We start from the raw sequence: 16,809 nt of genomic DNA, 5'->3' as shown, positions 1-16,809 counted from the left end.
GTTATTAAAATATAGTGTTAAAATTTATAGGTAATCTGTGCGCCATAATTAGGTGAAGAATTAGGTGTTTTCACGGTAGTGTTTTGAACTATATAATATCTGGGCTGATAATCTAAGAAGTTGTATACATTAAAAGACAGACGTAAGTTTTTATTGATTTCTTTAGCCATACTAAGATTGAAATTGCAGAAGATACCATCGTTTTCACTATTGTAATCTTTCATTTTTTTTACTCTTTGTTCATACAAATAGAGATGTGCAGGGTTTTGAGGGTCATATTTTGTAACCTCATAGTAGGTTAGATCCCTGGTGTAGTATGCTATCGGATAGTATTGGATGTCTGTAAGTGAGGAATAATTAAGGAGTTGAAAGTCAGCCATTATTTGTATAATGAGACGTAGTTTTGGAAAATGTGTTGTTGTGCCGACACGAGCGTTGCTGAGGTAGCTGTTATTTTTAAGCGGATTAAAAATTCCGAGGGTTACATCCTTTGGATCAGAACCTGAAGTATTGAAACTCTCTTCATATTTCGCATTACTCTTTGAGGTCGCTTTAGTCAGACCTCCTGCAATATTTACAGATGTGTAGAGTGCTTCAATCTTTGGAGAACTGTATAGTACTTCAAACCCGTAATTATCTGTACTTAGCGAATTTTGAAGTGTTCTTTTATTAAGCATATAGGCTTTTTCTCCAACGACTTCCACTAATGGCTTGCTTCCTGTGACAGGAGTTGCTTCATAGACCGGTAACATTAATCTTTCACGGTTAGATATGGTATTAATTCCATTTCTGTTTTGCTTCAAAAAGGCATTTACACGAACGGAGTGGTTGTGTTTATTCCACATTGCTGAGCCTTCTAATGTTTGCGAATACTGAGCTTTTAATTGTTCACTTGGCGGATCATACCGGTGGACATATATTCTTGATGTACTTTCAGCTTGTTTTCCGTTGTATGCATTCAATAACAGGTATTCGGTAAATACCGGTCCCGGATAGAGATGGGCGAGACTCGGTGCTTTAAAGGATAATCCATAAGCAAGGCCAAGCTGTAGTTCTTTGCTGGGTCTGTAACTGATATTTGTGCGTGGTGAAAAGGATTGGTGACCATTTTGTGTATCCCATCTTACTCCGGCTGATACAGCAAGCGGATTGCCAAAAACGGATGCTTTGAACTGATCTTCAAGATATAGTCCTAAATTCTTTACAGGCGTAAGGAGAGAAAAGTCGTAATACCTTTCTGTATTAAGGCTTAGGCCTTTATTGGGTCTGCTGGGATCAGCCAGTCTTCCTTTTCCATTATTTATAGAATAATCCGCATTGACACCAAAATTGATGTTGTGTGTTAAGTTTCCAATCTTCCAAACGGCATTGGTTTCTAATCTACCGGTTAGATTTAAGGGCCTTCCATCCACATGATCAACGGCAGTATATTGACCTTTATCGTAATTTCCTTCTACGATTCCAGTTTGTAACGTGTCTGTATAAAGGACAAAAGCGTCATTATAATAATACTCTTTATAAGATTGCTGATGAGCTGTGCTAACGCCTAAATTTAATCCAAAACGTTTGAAAAAACTGTTATTAATCTGATAACTGGTCCTGCTTGATGCATTAAAGTTCCAGTTGCCATATTTTACTATAGTAGATTGTGTATCATCTTCATCTTTGGCTACTCCATCCAGCACTTTGTTGTATGTACCCTGCAGAGTATGTTTCCACTGTTTTTTATTCCCGAATCTGGTTGTCCAGATTACAGTACCGTTAATTCTGCGATACTGTTTGATCTTATCGCGGTTGTCTGCAAAGGAATTGACATATCCCATGTCTACATTTAGATCACCTAAAGCAGGACTCAGACTGAATCCTTTGGAAAAACCATATGAGGTCGCATTATTTCTGCTTTGAAGACGAACAAACGCTGGAGTTTTACCCGCTTGTCTCTCAATAATAATTGCTCCATCAGATATATCTCCATAGCGTACCGGAGCTACACCGGAGATAACTTCTATACGTTCGATATTCTCTGTCGGAATTTGCCTTAAATCTATTCCTCCAAAACTGCTCTCTCCACTGTAGCTGTTTGCCGTAGCAGCCCGATTTCCGGTCAGGTTGTATTCAGATTGCGATACCGCGAGGTTAGAACCGCTCAATCCAAAAATACCTGGATTCCTACTTTGCATATTTGCATTGTTACTCATCGCAATATCATCCATAATAATGGCGACACCGAAAGCATTGCTCATCCCGTGCACATTTCTAAATCGGCCTGAAGTCTCTTCAAATGCTCCTCTTAAAGTTATGTTCTGCATCTCCTGAACAGATGGGGCAGAGACTTTTCTATTAGGGAGCAAGTTGAGCAGATCGTTCAGACTCAACGATGGATACCGCTCAATCATATCTCTGTCAATGAGGAGAGAGGAATTACTCTGAGATCCTTTAGTAGCTTGCACAGATACTTCCTCTAAAGCCAGACTATTGTTATATAGAGTAACTGGAGGAATTGTACTCATGTTATTGAAGTTATACTCCCGTTCAATGGTCTTCTTTCCTAAGAATGAAAACCGGATGGTATAACTGGAAGGGATTGCTCCGTTTAACTGTATACTGTATGATCCTTTCTCATCAGAACGTGTATCCAATCCAATTTCTAAAATCTGTATATTGGCAAAAGCGAGTGGTTTGGATTGTTCATCTGTAAGAGTACCTTTTATTGTCTTTTGTTGTGCGTACAATTTATTTGGTGTTCCTATAATGGAGGTGACCTCAAGCACAAAGAATAAATATATAGGCAGAAAACGAAACATACAGAAAAGTTTGGGTTAACCTCTATTTTAAATTAATCTAAATAGACGGCAAAAGTACGCAAAGAAACAGATTAGTTGCAAATTATTTATACTAAATCTAAATAAAAAAGTTAATTTTGTGCCCAGAAACGTCGAAAAATGAGGATTGGTATTATCTTGAGCTTAATAATTGGTTTTGTAGTGTTGCTTTCTTTTAAAGGATTTGAGTCACAACACGAACAAATAGGAGTGGATTCTTTACGGTCTTTATATCAGCGTCCGGTTGGAGAATGGCCGAGACCTGTTATAGATTCGGGGGTGAAATGGGAAGAATTCAAATCTCTGCCTAACTTTGATACCGGATATTTTGCTATGATGGAACGCCCGGAAGTGATTCTGGGTAAAAATCTTTTTTTCGATCCCATATTGTCCGGCTCAAATCAGATCTCATGTAGTTCCTGTCACAATCCGCAGACCTCATGGGCAGATAAAGTACAGGTGCCTGTAGGACATGATCATCTGAGTGGCAACCGTAATACACCTTCTCTTCTGAATGCACATTCCCGTAAGACCTTTTTCTGGGACGGACGAGCCGCTACATTAGAAGAGCAGGTACTGGGGCCGATCCAGGCACATAATGAAATGGCAATGGATGCTTCTCAGCTTCCGGCCAAACTGCAGCAGTATAAAGCTTACCGTGAACTGTTTCAAAAGGCTTTCGGAACAGATGTTATTACTTTCAATATGATTACCCAGTCTCTGGCAGCATTTCAGAATACTATATCCAGCCGGAGAAGCCGGTTTGACCGGTTTTTAGATGGCGAATATAAGTATCTTTCGGATCAGGAAATCAGTGGTCTGCATCTTTTCCGAACCAAAGCGCGTTGTATGAATTGCCATAACGGGCAGTATTTTACAGATGAGGATTTTCATAATATCGGTTTGACTTATTACAAACGCAAGTATGAAGATCTGGGACGTTATCATGTAACACATAATCCGGATGATGTAGGTAAATTTCGTACACCATCGTTGCGGGATGTAATGAGTACAAACCCCTGGATGCACAATGGATTATTTTGGGATATCACAGGATTGCTGAATATGTATAATAGTGGTATGCAGATGAATAGTGCTACTGCCGAGCAGAAGGCCAAAGATCCGATGTACCCGGTGACTGATCCGCTGATGAAACCTTTAAAACTGACGAAAGAAGAGATACAGGACGTAGCGGCATTCCTCAATGCAATTACCGCTACAGACTATAAAATGCGCAGACCGGATAAATTACCCAGAGATTAGGCAATCCGGATTTGTTTATTTCTCCATTTGAAACAAATTCTCAGAATACAATTTTGTATAAGAGCGTATCTTAAAAATACGCTCTTACCATTTTCTTAACTGATAAGCTGCCTCCCAAAACTCAAATTCCAGTCGGGAAGCTGTGACAAAGGCCTCTGTCATTTTTAGACGGATGTCTGTAGTTGCTGATGTGGCTACTCTGTCACATATAGCGATTGCTTTTCGGACCTCTTCTCCGAATTCTTCACCTGCATAGGTGTCTATCCATTTCTGATAAGGATTATTTTCCTGTCGCTGATGTGTATAGATATAATCGCCTACCTGTTTGTAAATCCAGAAACAGGGAAGTAAGGCGGCAATTCCTACTTCGACTGCATCCAATGCTGCGGTGCTTTTCAAAAAGTGAATGTAGTGATGACATGCCGGCTGGATCTGTCCGCGCTCCGTAACACCAAAATCTTTAAAATAAGACTCATGCAGGGCATTTTCAACAATAATTGCATTGGCTCCGAAGCGCATAAATGCCAGAGCATCCTGTATGTGATCTGCACGTGCTCCGATAAGAGATAATGCTCTTCCGAAATGTTCCAGATAAGCGGAATCCTGTGCCATATAGAACTGAAACTTTTCAACAGCTAAGGTGCCATTCCTTAATTCAGTAATAAAAGGCATCTGCAATATATTCGTATAGACCGGCTGGATTGTTTTCCAGGCTTGTTCAGACCAGTTCATGTTTGATAAGCTTTTGAGGGTTGAAAAAATGATTAAGTGGGCCGTTACCTTTTCCGATCTGTACGTCTTTACCGTTCAGAATTGCCTGGTGGACATAGTCCTGTCCGAGTCTGACAGCTTCAGACAGGCTTTCTCCCCGGGCCAGATAACTTGCGATAGCTGAAGACAGGGTGCAGCCCGAACCATGTGTATTATTTGTTTCGAATTTTTCAAATTCGAATGTTTGTACTGATCCCGATTGATCGAAGAAAAGAGAGGTGAGCATGGAAGTTTGCAGATGACCACCTTTTAGTAATACCGACTGACAGCCAAGTTTTAGTATTTTTTCACCGGCTATATACATGTCATCCAGCGTTTTTACGTCCATTTCGGCTAATATAGCCGCTTCATCCATATTGGGTGTAAGTACTGTTGTGATTGGGAAGAGTTGTTCGACAAGCGTACGGATAGTGCTTTCTTCTATCAGCTTGTGTCCGCTTGTAGCGACCATGACCGGATCAAAAACGACAGGTACAGAAGGATAGTGGCCTAAAGTGTCTGTTATAATGTGAACCAGTTCAGAGGTGTGAACCATTCCTATTTTTATGGCTTTTGGAAAGATATCATCCAGGATAGTGTGTATCTGTTCCTGTACGGCAGCGGTAGGAATGGGATAAATGCTGCGTACTCCCTGTGTATTTTGTACCGGTAGTGCAGTCAGGACAGAGGTGGCATAACATCCGAGCGCTGAAAAAGTCTTCATATCGGCTTGTATGCCTGCACCGCCACTTCCATCAAATCCGGCAATACTGAGTACGGGGATATAATTGTATCTGGTATTCATGAGGTTAAAATCTTGTTTTTAAGTTCATATGCGGCCTGCTGCGGGTTCGCCGCTGCACAGATAGCAGATACTACAGCGATAGCATCAGCTCCTGCCTGCATAACAGAAGAGATATTTTGTGAATTCATATGGCCAATTGCAATCAGTGGTTTGTCACTTCGTTGCCGGATCTGCTGTATACCTTCCAGTCCCCATTCAGTCACGGTGTCTGTTTTGGTGTCGGTGACGAATACAGGACTGATACCCAGATAATCTGCCGTAGCCGTCTCGGGATTATCCAATTGATCCAGATATTCTATAGAATAGCCCAGGCAACTGCAGTCCGGCCACTTGTCACGGATCACAGTAGGTGGAGTATCGCTGTTGCCTACATGTATACCAAATGCATCTACTGCGATAGCCACTCTTAAATTGTCGTTGATCATAAGTGGGATATGATACTTTTCTGTGATTTCTTTCAATCGCAGTGCCTTCTCAATAAATTCACGGGTGGAAGCATGCTTTTCCCGAAGCTGAATTATGTCTACCCCTCCGAGTATAGCCTGTTCAGCTACATGAAGAATATCTTTTCCCTGACAGTCGGCCTCAGAGATGACAAGATAGAGCGGATAGGGAAAAGCAGGATGTATTTGCATCAGCTTTGAATCTTTAGAGTATCGATAAACTGTTGCTCCGTGATATTATAGAGTTTGTCCAGTATGTGGACCTGCAGCGATCCCGGTCCGGTACTGATCTGTTGTGCCAGTTCTCCTGCAATACTGAACAAGGCTGTCGCTGCAACAGTCGCCTCAGCTTTATCTTCTATTACACCTATAAATGCTCCAATCACTGCTGTTGCACTGCAACCTAGTCCGGTAACCCGAGTCATCAGCGGATGGCCGTTAGCAATACGGTATATGCGGTTTTCCCCGACAATAATATCAGTCTCTCCGGAGATGCAGACTACACTGCCGAAGGATTGTTGTAATTGTCTGGCGGCTTCAAGCGCTTCGTCACTTTGATTACTGCTGTCTACACCTTTTGTAGGAGAGGTATTGGTCTTAGCCAGTGCCATGATCTCGGATGCATTTCCGCGGATCACGGCAGGTCTGTAAGGGAGCAGTTCGGCCAGTATCTGATCCCGGTAAGGAGTTGCTCCGGCACCAACGGGATCCAGTATCCAGGGTTTTTCCAATTCGATAGCAGTTTCAATAGCCAGTTTCATGGAAGTCGTTTTGTATTCATCCAATGTGCCGATATTGATGACCAGAGATTGGCAGATACTGATCATATCCTTGACTTCGCTGTGTGCATGTGCCATAATAGGAGATGCACCGATAGCCAGCAACGCATTGGCTGTATTGTTCATGACAACGTAATTGGTGATATTATGTACGAGCGGAGCTTGTTTGCGTACTTCGAGAATGTGTTTCCAGAGCATTTTAATTTTGTTTCAATGTGATGAATACTATAAAAATGGCTTGAGGAAATTTCCGAATGGAAGCAGATAGGATAAGACTATAATCAGTCTTATGCGCTTTTCCCTACGCCGGTGTAAGCCGGATCAGGTTCGAAGGGACTGTCTCAATTCTTTTTCAGAATACCCCTAAAGCCAGTACTAAGGTAGTAAATATCCGGAGGGAAAGCAAGAAGCAACAATCTTTGTCATTGAATTTGTATAGCTAAGGATTGTAGTAGGGGGGCGGTTGCTTGATTCCTCACCATAATAATTTACTTTTTCTAGGTACAAAAAGTATCTTTGTCTATCCATGTATTTAATAAAACGTATCCATACCACTTTTAAGAAAAATAGTATACTGTTACTTGATAAGCTGCATCAGTCTTTTTTTCGTTTTATTCCGGCCAAAACTTTTAAATATGGCTTTTGCGGAGGGAGTGTATCGGCATTGAATATTTTTATTTACTTTATTTCCTACAACTTCATTCTGCAAAAACAAATCGTACAAATCAATAATCATATTGCAGTCAGCCCGCATATCTTTGCTTTTATTATCGCATTTGCTATTAGCTTTCCGATTGGCTTTTATCTGAATATGTATGTTGTTTTTCAGGAAGCCAACAGACGAAAACGGATACATCTTTTTCGTTATTTTCTGGTGGTACTTCTCTGTATCTTGCTGAATTACTGGTTGATCAAATTGTTTGTAGAGGAGTTTCATATTTATCCTACTCCTTCCGCAATGCTGACAACTGTGATCGTAACTGTAGTAAGTTATACCTTACAAAAAACCTTTTCTTTCAGAGGAAAGAAAAGGCTGATCGCTGAGCATCAATATTAGGTATTACCCTTACTGTCTTTTTTCTCTGGAATACAGATTCAGCAGAGGAATATCCAGTTTTAAGCCCAGGCTAAAGACCCATGCATCTATAACCCGGGTATTCATTTTTGTGTTCAGTGTCTCATCATAATAAGATTTGAGCGGAATTCCTTTTCCTCCTGCAAAAATCACTAATGGTGTATTTTTGATGCTGTATAAAAGATTTAAACCCGGACTGAATACCTCTGTGAAATGAACTTCCTTATTATAAGCTGAATCCGGTGTAACTAAATAATGGTTGACAATATTACCAAGATCAAGAAGTTGTGCATGGAGGTTGATATGTTTAAACCAGCCATTGTTTTTATATGTTATTCCTATAGGAGCTGTGATACCACCTGTAAACTGCTTACTTAGAGAAGCATATTTGTGGGTAACCAGTTTTCCTCCGAAAGCACCTACATATGCATTAAGATCTACAGATGTTTTCATTTTTTGTTTTAGCTTATAAGAGGTAGGAGGGAGTGCATACGATTCGATTACCTGCGCTAATGCATTGGCATCCTGAGTCGCCATTACATCACCGAAGAAGCTGGTGAGTTTGAGTAACTGTTCTCCATATTTATGGAGATAGGTACTTCCGAATTGTGAGCTGTCACCTGATATTAATAATGCTTTTAAATCATTTAAATTTTGCGGGTTAAGCAAGTTTGAATACGCCGAAATGCTTTTTTGTACTCCTTGTAAATCTGATTGCGAAGTGATCTTTTCATAGAAGGAGATGATCTCGAAAAACTTAAACTTCTTTTCTTTTAATGTGTTGTTTATAAGCTCGTTAATTAGGGTTTTGCTTGTGTCTGAAAACTCCTTTAATACTTTTTTTCTGTCCTTTTCATTCAGATGCCCGGTTATTAATGCTATTCTGTTTATTTGTTCCAGTTCTTTTTGGGTAAGAATTATGGGGGCGGAATTATTGGTCTTCCAATATTTAACTTCTAGTGCATCTTTTGTTTGTTGCACAGTTAGTTGATTTATCCCCGGTAAAGTGAATTGTGTTTTGAAAATTTCCTTTTCGCTTCCGGATTTAAGGATCAATAAATTATCCTTGATATTCAAAGATATCTTATTTAAATCTGCTGATTCATATTTATTTCCATAAAATTGATCTGCAAGTTTTAGAGTTTTCTGCGTAGCGGCTGTAAAGTTCTTCTGCTGGATATCTTCTATTATACCAAGTATATGCTGAACACTTTTTAGGTGTTGACTCATTGGAGAATTGCTTACTGCACCGGTGTAAGGCGCAATATCTATGCCTTTGATGACCTGATTCAATACTTTCCAGATACTGGTAAGGGATTGTCCTGTATTATCAGATTTATCCGATTTCAGCAATTGCTGCTGCTCCTGGTTGATCTTATCAAACTGATTGAGCGATATCAGCAGGTTACTGATCCATTTGGTAATATTTTGATAATCTTTTGCCTGATCTCCCATTTTCGTATACAGATCAGAAAACTCTGAGCCATACTTTAATTTTAATAATTCTATGAATGTATTCCATTGATTCTGATCCAGCGTTTTTAGCTCCTCATAGGATAAGAGGCGATAGGTGGGTTTGTTGTCTACTGTATGCAGGGTGAAGAGCTCGTTCGTTGCTATATAGAGGACGACAAAAGATTTGCGTAAAGATTTGGATAATTCTGTCTCGTTATTTTTAGCGTATTGCGGATTCAGATAAAAATTCCGGATAATGTCTCTGTAGTTATATCGTTCCATAATCAGACTATTGAGATCATATCCAAAATCCACCGCGATTTTCAGGTCTTTTTGTTTATCAGCCGGTAAGGTTTGTTTTATCCAATTGCCGTTAACCAGATTTTTGGGCATTTTTACAAAATCACTGGCGATTGCATATCGCCATGATTTACCAAAATTGGCGGTATGGTATTCTTCCAGATTATCCAGAAGAGCAATTGTTTCGGGAAAAGTGTCATAAATAAGGGGATTTTTGACTCGTTCACGCAACTGATCCATAAACCAGATTGCGGCTTCCTGTTTTGCTCTTTTGGCTAGAAAAATAGCCATAGCCTCAATCATCTGCGATTGACTGGGGATACTAAGTCCACTGTAAGACAGGCTCTGTTGTGCATTTTGAGAGTCTGTTATAATAGAGATTTGGGTATTTTGGTTATTTTTTGTTTCTATAAGATTCTCAAAATAAAATTTTATGTCTCTGGATTCTGTTTGATTTTCAAGAATTTTATTTGTTTGCCTTTGCAACAGTTGTTTGAATGCTATTTCTTTATTACTTATATGTGTTTTAAGCGTGTTTTCTTTATAGTTTTTTAATTCTGTTTTTTCATTACTAGTGTTTTTTATAAGACAATTTAGAAAAGAGGAGAGGGAATCCGGATTCGTTAAAAGGGATTCATTACAAAGGTCGTTTAATTTAATTCCATCGATAATAAGTCTGTTTTTATTTACTTTCTGATGTTGTTCCAGAAGAAAATTATTTGACGTATCCTTTTTCAAACTATCTTTATCTATATTTTTTAAAACTTTTTCCAGAGCATCCAGGTCAGAAATTCTATTGTTGATCTGAATGTCAAGATTTATCAAATTATCCAGTGTATCTTTTTGCTTTTTTAAACTGTCTAAAGAGATTTCAGTTTTGTTCTTTGTTAAGTTTTCAAGTATTCCAATGGTAATGCTGTTTTCATATTCAGTGAGAAATGTTTTTACATTTATATATGGGCTATCTTTTAATAAATTCTGTATATTTTCTTTCCCAATTTGTTGCCTTAAAGCATTGTATATACGATCCTTTGACTCTGAATTTTTACTTGTTATAAACTTACTTAAATAGAATAAATTATATAATGGAAGTTCATTTGCTGCAGATGGAGATATATCAGCAGTATTTGAATGACTCTCTTTACCAGTTCCGGAAGATTGGGCGAATGTATGCGCACAAAAAATGAGAAAGAGCACCGCTAAGCAAATGGACCTGTTCATAACTAATAAATTCAAGTTAAATAATTTCGCTCTGTTGAAGAAAGAGCATTGTTAATAATTGTATTTCTAAGGTAAGGTTGTTTTGTTTAATTTACAAATTAAATTTTTATTAATATTTAATTATAAGTTGTCTTAATCAGATGGTAATTTTTGCTTGCTTTTATCCCTCTTTCGAGCATATACAGAAGGATAGCTTATACTTAGAATTGTTAATTTGTTATCAGGAGGATTTTATGAAAAAAGGAAGAAGATAAAACTTACTTATTGTAACCTTATTTTACTGATTTAGTTATACTATAACTGGGCGAAACCTGATCTGTCATATCCAGTACAATATCATATACTCCTTCCTGAATTTTGATATTATAACCGTTATAGGTAAGTTTTCCCGTATTATTCAGTGCATAGCTGTTGGTCGGGTCATTATTAAGGCGGAATCTCAGATCGCCTGTATTCAGTTTGTAATTATTCAGGTAGTAGATATTGGGTTTGTCTGGATCTCTGTCCAAAGGAATATCCTGGCCTTCCGATCCGTTCGGAGTAGCGGAGCCTGCTATTCCCCAGACAAAAGTGTTGCTTACTTTTTTACCACCTATTGTATTCCCGTTCGGAAAGTTGATGATCAGGGAATCAATGTCCCCTGTAGGAGTGGGTTTGAACGTAAATGTAAAATTGTCATTCAACTGGAATTTATTCGCGGATATCGGGAAAAGTTGATTGCGGGGATAATTCCGCTCATTGAATATAACCAGTCCGTCTATAATCTTAACACAGAAGTCATGATCTTTTGAAGAATAGATGCCTTCCAGTTTTTGCAAAGAGTCATCCGATACAGGCGCATTTTGCGGGATCTCGTAAGGTTTATTATATAGAATAGAAGTGATTTTACTCGTTATGAAATCCACTGGATTCATTTCCGCATTACAGAGGAGGATAACGGTAATATCATCTTCGGGAAGATTAAAATATCTGCATCTGTAGCCGGGACCACCACCGCTGTGACCTATTCTTTTTTTACCGTACAGGGAGTCAATTTCATAACCGAGGCCATAACGTTTGTCCTGATAAGGTATCTGTGCCTTTTCCAGAGTAGCTTGCTTGAGAATTTTATTGTTTTTCATGCCCCTGTTGAACTTCCACAGATCTTCTACAGTAGAGTACATGGCTCCGGCACCGAAAGGATGTGCCGTTTTAAAGCGTAAGGCTTCATTGGAATGTTTATCCGATAAGAATTCATATCCCATTGTTTTGTTCTCGTTGTGCAGCGTTTTTAAGTCAAATCCGCTATTAGTCATCTGCAGCGGTTTGAAAATATAGGTGCTTATCGCTTTGTCATAATCCATTCCACTGACTTTCCTGATGATATAGCCTAGCAGATAATAGTTGGAGTTGGAATAATTCCAACCGGTATTGGGTGGGAAATCAAGTTTTTTACCGGAAATAAAAGGTAAAAATGTCTCTTCATTGATCGTATAGTCAGCATCATCAGCGCCCGGTATTCCGGAAGTATGATTCAGCAGATTTTCAATATTTATCTGATCTCCTTCCGGCAATCCAGGGAAATATTTGGAGAGCTTGTCCGATAAAGAAAGTTTACCTTGTTCTGCTAATTTGAGAATAACAGTTGATGTGAATATTTTAGTTGTAGAATAAATCGTATAGATACTGTTATTGCTGTTCTTTTCCCTTTTCGGACCGTTTTTATAGCCATAACTTTTTTCGAAAATTATATTTCCCTTTTCTGCTATCAAAACGGTTCCGTTAAATTGGGAGGCTTTTTCATAGTGGGTGAGAAGCTCATCTATACGCTTGCTTTTTTGACCATACAATTGTACCTGAATACCAAGTATTAATATAAAAGGGATCAGAATGTTTTTCATAGTAGAATTATAAAAGCCTGCAACTGTAATTTTTGCTTATACTAATATATGAAAAATACTTCATCTGGATATGGGTTGATCATAACCAAGACCGGATCATTTCCAATCCCTTTCTTTTCCTGATTTTCCTAAGAAACATGTGGAAGTATATCTTCCAGACAGCTTAATTCAACAAACTGAGGATGCTCGAGGCGATGTTCATGCTGTTCATGCGTCCAGGTGACATGATAGGGAATATGTGCCGCATGTCCTCCGATCTCCAGTACCGGAAGGATATCCGATTTGATCGAATTGCCCAGCATCAGAAACTGTTGGGGCTGACAATCCAGATGTTTCAGGAGTTTCTGATAATCAGGGATCTGTTTGTCGCTCATGATCTCAATATGATGGAAATAATTTTCCAGTCCTGATTTTTTTAATTTACGTTCCTGATCCAGCAAATCTCCTTTGGTCGCCATGACCAGTTTGTACCTGCCCTGCAGTTGCTGAAGAGTTTCTTCTACTCCGGGTAACAGCTCAATGGGTCTTTGTAAAAGATCCTGACCTAATGCGATTGCTTTCTCTATAAGGCTAAAAGATGCCGTTCCCTGTGATACGCGTGTGATGGTCTCAATCATACATAGCATAAATCCCTTGACGCCATACCCATAGAGGTGCAGGTTTTTCATTTCTGTACGAAAGAGCTCCTGTGAGATGCTATGGTGAGGCAGGTAGTCTTGCAGAAGATTACAAAATTCTCTTTCCGTTTCCTGAAAATAGGGTTCATTGACCCAAAGGGTGTCATCTGCATCAAAAGCGATAACCTGTATTTGATTTTTCATGTTTAATCTTTACTTTTCACTTGCGAAGTTGCACATATAAATAATTTCAAAAAAGGACATTTGTCCCAAGCCCTATGTTACGAACTAATCTGGATCTTTTATCCTATATCAGCAGTCTTTATAATCGTCAAGATCGTAAGGAAGATATTATACTGCGGAAATTTGAAAAGGGAGAATTGCTGTTGCAGCAAGGTGATCCATTGTCCAGACTGTTTATTGTGAATGAGGGTATTACAAAGTGTTATTTCCGGGAGGAGAACGGTAAGGAGTTCGTCGTTGAATTTTTAGGAAAAGGAGAAATACTGGGTGAAGTAGAGGTTATCAGCCGTATCAATTGTTTGTGCAGTATAGAGGTACTCGCTGAAACAGAAGCTTTTTCTATTGCCGTACCTTATTTTAGAATGCTGCTGGAAAAAGATATTGTATTTAACCGGTTACTTATGGAATCCTTTTCCAGCCGTATCGTGAATACCAGCAGCAGGGCTTCATTCCAGCAATTATATACGGTCGAATACAATCTTTCCAAATTGTTGCAGCTGCAGGCAGATCAGCAGCTGGATATCTCCAAAGAAGATATGGCCGCTTATCTGGGTATTACCATACGAAGTCTGAACAGAACGTTGAAGAGTCTGAAATAAGTATCTGAGAGATAATAAAAAATAGTATCTTTAGCACACTAACCAGTAACATCAACCTTATGAAAACAATCTTTATTAGTCCGCTGATTGCACTTTGCATATTGGCCTCTTGTACGCATGCACCGGAAGAAAAAATAAATACCCTTTCTGGAAGCTGGAAATTAATCGAAAGTAAGACAATAAAAGAAAAAGATACTACTGTCGCCTTTACGGATACCAGTAAAACGGAGATGATTAAGATGTTTAATGATACAGATTTTGCTTTTTTCAATCATGACAAGAGTAAAGGTAAAGACAGTACAGCTTTCTTTGTAAGCGGATCAGGTAAATATATTTTGAAAGGAGACCAGTATCGGGAGAACCTGCAGTATTGCAGTCTGCGGGATTGGGAAGGTAAAAGTTTTGATTTTACGCTGACGATGAAAGGAGATACACTGATTCAGAAAGGAATTGAACATATTCCGGAATTAAATGTTGATCACGAGATTATTGAAAGTTATATCCGGATAAGATAACAGAGACCGAAATATCCGGTCTTATTTTTTGAAAGAAAGTAATTGGATCGGTTTAAAATCTCTTATTTTTGATACTGATTGATGATACTTTTTCGCTTATAACTATGAACTTTTCTCTTCACCCCCTTCTAGAAAATGACTATGTGGCCTTAGTCCCTTTATCCGAAACTGATTTTGAACCGCTATATGCAGCTGCTTCAGATGAAAAAATATGGGAACAGCATCCTAATAAGGATCGATGGAAGAGAGAGGTTTTTCAGTTGTTCTTTGAAGGTGCTGTAAACAGTAAGGGGGCTTTCAAAATTGTAGATAAGCAGACAGGAGAGATCATCGGAAGTACACGCTTCTATGATTATGACGAAGAAGCTAGCAGTATTCTGATCGGCTATACTTTTTACGCAACGAAATATTGGGGTAAAGGAATTAATCCTGCGGTCAAAAAGATGATGCTGGATTATATTTTCCAATATGTAGATACGGTATATCTGCATGTCGGAGCAGATAATATCCGTTCTCAGACTGCCGTTGAGCGAATCGGGGGAGTAAGTCAGGGTAAGCGGGAGGTTGCTTATTATGGCGAACCATCCCGTACAAATGTCGTTTATCAGATTACTAAAGAGTCCTGGCTGTCCGCCTCGGGTAATTCCTGAAGTACGATTAATAGACGACTGTTTCTTTGACCTCACAGTTTTGGGAAATCCATGCTGCATCAAAGTCACTTATTTCTTTGCGTTTGCCTTTGTAGATATAATAGCTTTTTTCTTTTTCTCCTTTTACAGCCGGGCCGGGCATTTTGTTGGTGATCTTTTCTTCGGGACAGTCTCTGATGAGTTCTTTGGGGTTCGATGTATTTTGCTTAACGGCATTGCAACTGCTTAACAGGCAGATAAAGGATAGGTAAAGTATAGGTTTCATATCGTATTTGATTTGATAACAGAACGAATAGGAAAGGGAATACGATACACAGGCCGAATAAAAAATATAAAAAGGGAGATAATCCCAGACCGCTAATGAAAGTTTTTTGAAACAACATGTGTTGTCTGTTGTTACTTTCTTAGCTGAGAGCTTACTTTAAAAGAGTGCAAAGGTGGTTATCAAATGAAAAACAACAGTATGAACAGATCTATTTTAAAAGGAATTTTAATCCTGACATCCGGAATATTACTTGTATCCTGTCAGTCTTCAGGACGTTCTGACTCCACTCAGGATAGTATTAATACGGAAAGTAATCCTGTACCTGTAACGTACAGCTATCAGAATAACGGTGATACTATAGTGCTTCAACTGACAAATCTGGAAGGTAAGGTGACAGGTGAACTGGCTTACCAGATTAAGGAAAAAGATCGCAATACCGGAAGCATTGAGGGCGTATTGACGGACAGCCTGTTGCTGGCAGATTATGTATTTCAGTCTGAGGGTACAACTTCTGTGCGTCAGGTCGCTTTTAAGTTTAAAGGAGATACGGTAATCGAAGGGTATGGGGATATTGAAGAACGGGATGGTAAAATGGTTTTTAAAGAGCCGGAAAAACTTCAGTTTCTCTCTGAAATGCCTTTGGTAAAAAAATAAATGAGGATAAAAGATATAGTTGTTTCGGCGTCCGTAATACTTATTTAACCGTTGTTGCTTATCTGGCGCAAAGATGTTGCTTGTGCCTTTTTTGTTCTATGTTCTAACCTCTCTGCCCTGTGGGCATCTCTCCTTGGAAAGGAGAGAATTATCTGGGTTTAACCGTTGTTGCTTCTCTGGCGCAAGGATATTGCTTGTGCCTTTTTCGTTTCATGTCCTAACCTCTCTGCCCTTGTGGGCATCTCTCCTTGGAAAGGAGAGAATTATCTGGGTTTAACCGTTGTTGCTTATCTGGCGCAAAGATGTTGCTTGTGCCTTTTTTGTTCTATGTTCTAACCTCTCTGCCCTGTGGGCATCTCTCCTTGGAAAGGAGAGAATTATCTGGGTTTAACCGTTGTTGCTTATCTGGCGCAAAGATGTTGCTTGTGCCTTTTTTGTTCTATGTTCTAACCTCTCTGCCCTGTGGGCATCTC

The 16,809-nt window shown here is 39.0% G+C and carries 15 protein-coding genes and 1 riboswitch; of the genes, 6 read left to right on the top strand and 9 right to left on the bottom strand.

What is annotated here, in order from left to right; genetic code table 11:
• Nucleotides 1-17: 17 nt before the first annotated feature.
• Nucleotides 18-2,804: a TonB-dependent receptor gene (locus I6J02_RS21390; RefSeq protein ID WP_201679782.1), complete on the bottom strand. Its 2,787-nt coding sequence runs from the start codon at nucleotides 2,802-2,804 to the stop codon at nucleotides 18-20.
• A gap of 156 nt (nucleotides 2,805-2,960) precedes the next feature.
• On the opposite strand from I6J02_RS21390, the gene I6J02_RS21385 reads away from it, so the two are divergent.
• Nucleotides 2,961-4,085: a cytochrome-c peroxidase gene (locus I6J02_RS21385; RefSeq protein WP_236582226.1), complete on the top strand. Its 1,125-nt coding sequence runs from the start codon at nucleotides 2,961-2,963 to the stop codon at nucleotides 4,083-4,085.
• An 84-nt stretch (nucleotides 4,086-4,169) separates the two neighbouring features.
• On the opposite strand, the gene tenA is transcribed toward I6J02_RS21385, so the two are convergent.
• The 4 genes from tenA to thiM are packed head-to-tail and all read right to left on the bottom strand — an operon-like array spanning nucleotide 4,170 to nucleotide 7,060.
• Entirely contained in the window at nucleotides 4,170-4,817 is a 648-nt protein-coding gene (gene tenA / locus I6J02_RS21380; RefSeq protein ID WP_201679780.1) for a thiaminase II, read from the bottom strand.
• The gene (gene thiD / locus I6J02_RS21375; RefSeq protein ID WP_201679779.1) at nucleotides 4,804-5,640 is read right to left on the bottom strand and encodes a bifunctional hydroxymethylpyrimidine kinase/phosphomethylpyrimidine kinase; all 837 of its coding nucleotides are present in this window, start codon (nucleotides 5,638-5,640) and stop codon (nucleotides 4,804-4,806) included. Before thiD ends, tenA begins: the two co-directional genes overlap by 14 nt.
• Entirely contained in the window at nucleotides 5,637-6,275 is a 639-nt protein-coding gene (gene thiE, locus I6J02_RS21370) for a thiamine phosphate synthase (RefSeq protein WP_201679778.1), read from the bottom strand. Before thiE ends, thiD begins: the two co-directional genes overlap by 4 nt.
• Nucleotides 6,275-7,060 (bottom strand): hydroxyethylthiazole kinase, encoded by a 786-nt coding sequence (gene thiM / locus I6J02_RS21365; protein ID WP_201679777.1) that lies wholly within the window; start codon nucleotides 7,058-7,060, stop codon nucleotides 6,275-6,277. Before thiM ends, thiE begins: the two co-directional genes overlap by 1 nt.
• A gap of 83 nt (nucleotides 7,061-7,143) precedes the next feature.
• A riboswitch (TPP riboswitch) is annotated at nucleotides 7,144-7,237 on the bottom strand.
• Between the two features lie 151 nt (nucleotides 7,238-7,388).
• On the opposite strand from thiM, the gene I6J02_RS21360 reads away from it, so the two are divergent.
• The gene (locus I6J02_RS21360) at nucleotides 7,389-7,919 is read left to right on the top strand and encodes a GtrA family protein (protein WP_201679776.1); all 531 of its coding nucleotides are present in this window, start codon (nucleotides 7,389-7,391) and stop codon (nucleotides 7,917-7,919) included.
• A 9-nt stretch (nucleotides 7,920-7,928) separates the two neighbouring features.
• On the opposite strand, the gene I6J02_RS21355 is transcribed toward I6J02_RS21360, so the two are convergent.
• The 3 genes from I6J02_RS21355 to I6J02_RS21345 all read right to left on the bottom strand — a co-directional run bounded on the left by I6J02_RS21355 (nucleotide 7,929) and on the right by I6J02_RS21345 (nucleotide 13,614).
• Complete coding sequence (locus I6J02_RS21355; RefSeq protein WP_201679775.1) at nucleotides 7,929-10,913, bottom strand: hypothetical protein; 2,985 nt, start codon at nucleotides 10,911-10,913, stop codon at nucleotides 7,929-7,931.
• Nucleotides 10,914-11,185: 272 nt separating this feature from the next.
• Nucleotides 11,186-12,793: a serine hydrolase gene (locus I6J02_RS21350; protein ID WP_201679774.1), complete on the bottom strand. Its 1,608-nt coding sequence runs from the start codon at nucleotides 12,791-12,793 to the stop codon at nucleotides 11,186-11,188.
• Nucleotides 12,794-12,921: 128 nt separating this feature from the next.
• Nucleotides 12,922-13,614 (bottom strand): HAD family hydrolase, encoded by a 693-nt coding sequence (locus I6J02_RS21345; RefSeq protein WP_201679773.1) that lies wholly within the window; start codon nucleotides 13,612-13,614, stop codon nucleotides 12,922-12,924.
• A gap of 74 nt (nucleotides 13,615-13,688) precedes the next feature.
• Here I6J02_RS21345 and I6J02_RS21340 point away from each other — a divergent pair, with 74 nt between their 5' ends.
• From I6J02_RS21340 to I6J02_RS21330, 3 genes are all read left to right on the top strand, one after another.
• Nucleotides 13,689-14,252, top strand: coding sequence for a Crp/Fnr family transcriptional regulator (locus I6J02_RS21340; RefSeq protein WP_201679772.1), 564 nt, complete (start codon nucleotides 13,689-13,691; stop codon nucleotides 14,250-14,252).
• 59 nt (nucleotides 14,253-14,311) lie between these two features.
• Complete coding sequence (locus I6J02_RS21335) at nucleotides 14,312-14,767, top strand: DUF5004 domain-containing protein (protein ID WP_201679771.1); 456 nt, start codon at nucleotides 14,312-14,314, stop codon at nucleotides 14,765-14,767.
• Nucleotides 14,768-14,871: 104 nt separating this feature from the next.
• The gene (locus tag I6J02_RS21330; protein ID WP_201679770.1) at nucleotides 14,872-15,417 is read left to right on the top strand and encodes a GNAT family N-acetyltransferase; all 546 of its coding nucleotides are present in this window, start codon (nucleotides 14,872-14,874) and stop codon (nucleotides 15,415-15,417) included.
• 7 nt (nucleotides 15,418-15,424) lie between these two features.
• Here I6J02_RS21330 and I6J02_RS21325 read toward each other — a convergent pair whose 3' ends face one another.
• Nucleotides 15,425-15,682, bottom strand: a complete 258-nt coding sequence (locus I6J02_RS21325) for a hypothetical protein (RefSeq protein WP_201679769.1) — start codon at nucleotides 15,680-15,682, stop codon at nucleotides 15,425-15,427.
• A gap of 198 nt (nucleotides 15,683-15,880) precedes the next feature.
• On the opposite strand from I6J02_RS21325, the gene I6J02_RS21320 reads away from it, so the two are divergent.
• Complete coding sequence (locus I6J02_RS21320; RefSeq protein ID WP_236582224.1) at nucleotides 15,881-16,336, top strand: hypothetical protein; 456 nt, start codon at nucleotides 15,881-15,883, stop codon at nucleotides 16,334-16,336.
• Nucleotides 16,337-16,809: the final 473 nt, after the last annotated feature.

Source organism: Sphingobacterium spiritivorum, assembly GCF_016725325.1.
GTDB lineage: Bacteria > Bacteroidota > Bacteroidia > Sphingobacteriales > Sphingobacteriaceae > Sphingobacterium.
The sequence above is the reverse complement of the archived record's forward strand: the minus strand, read 5'-3'. Positions and strand labels throughout refer to the sequence as shown.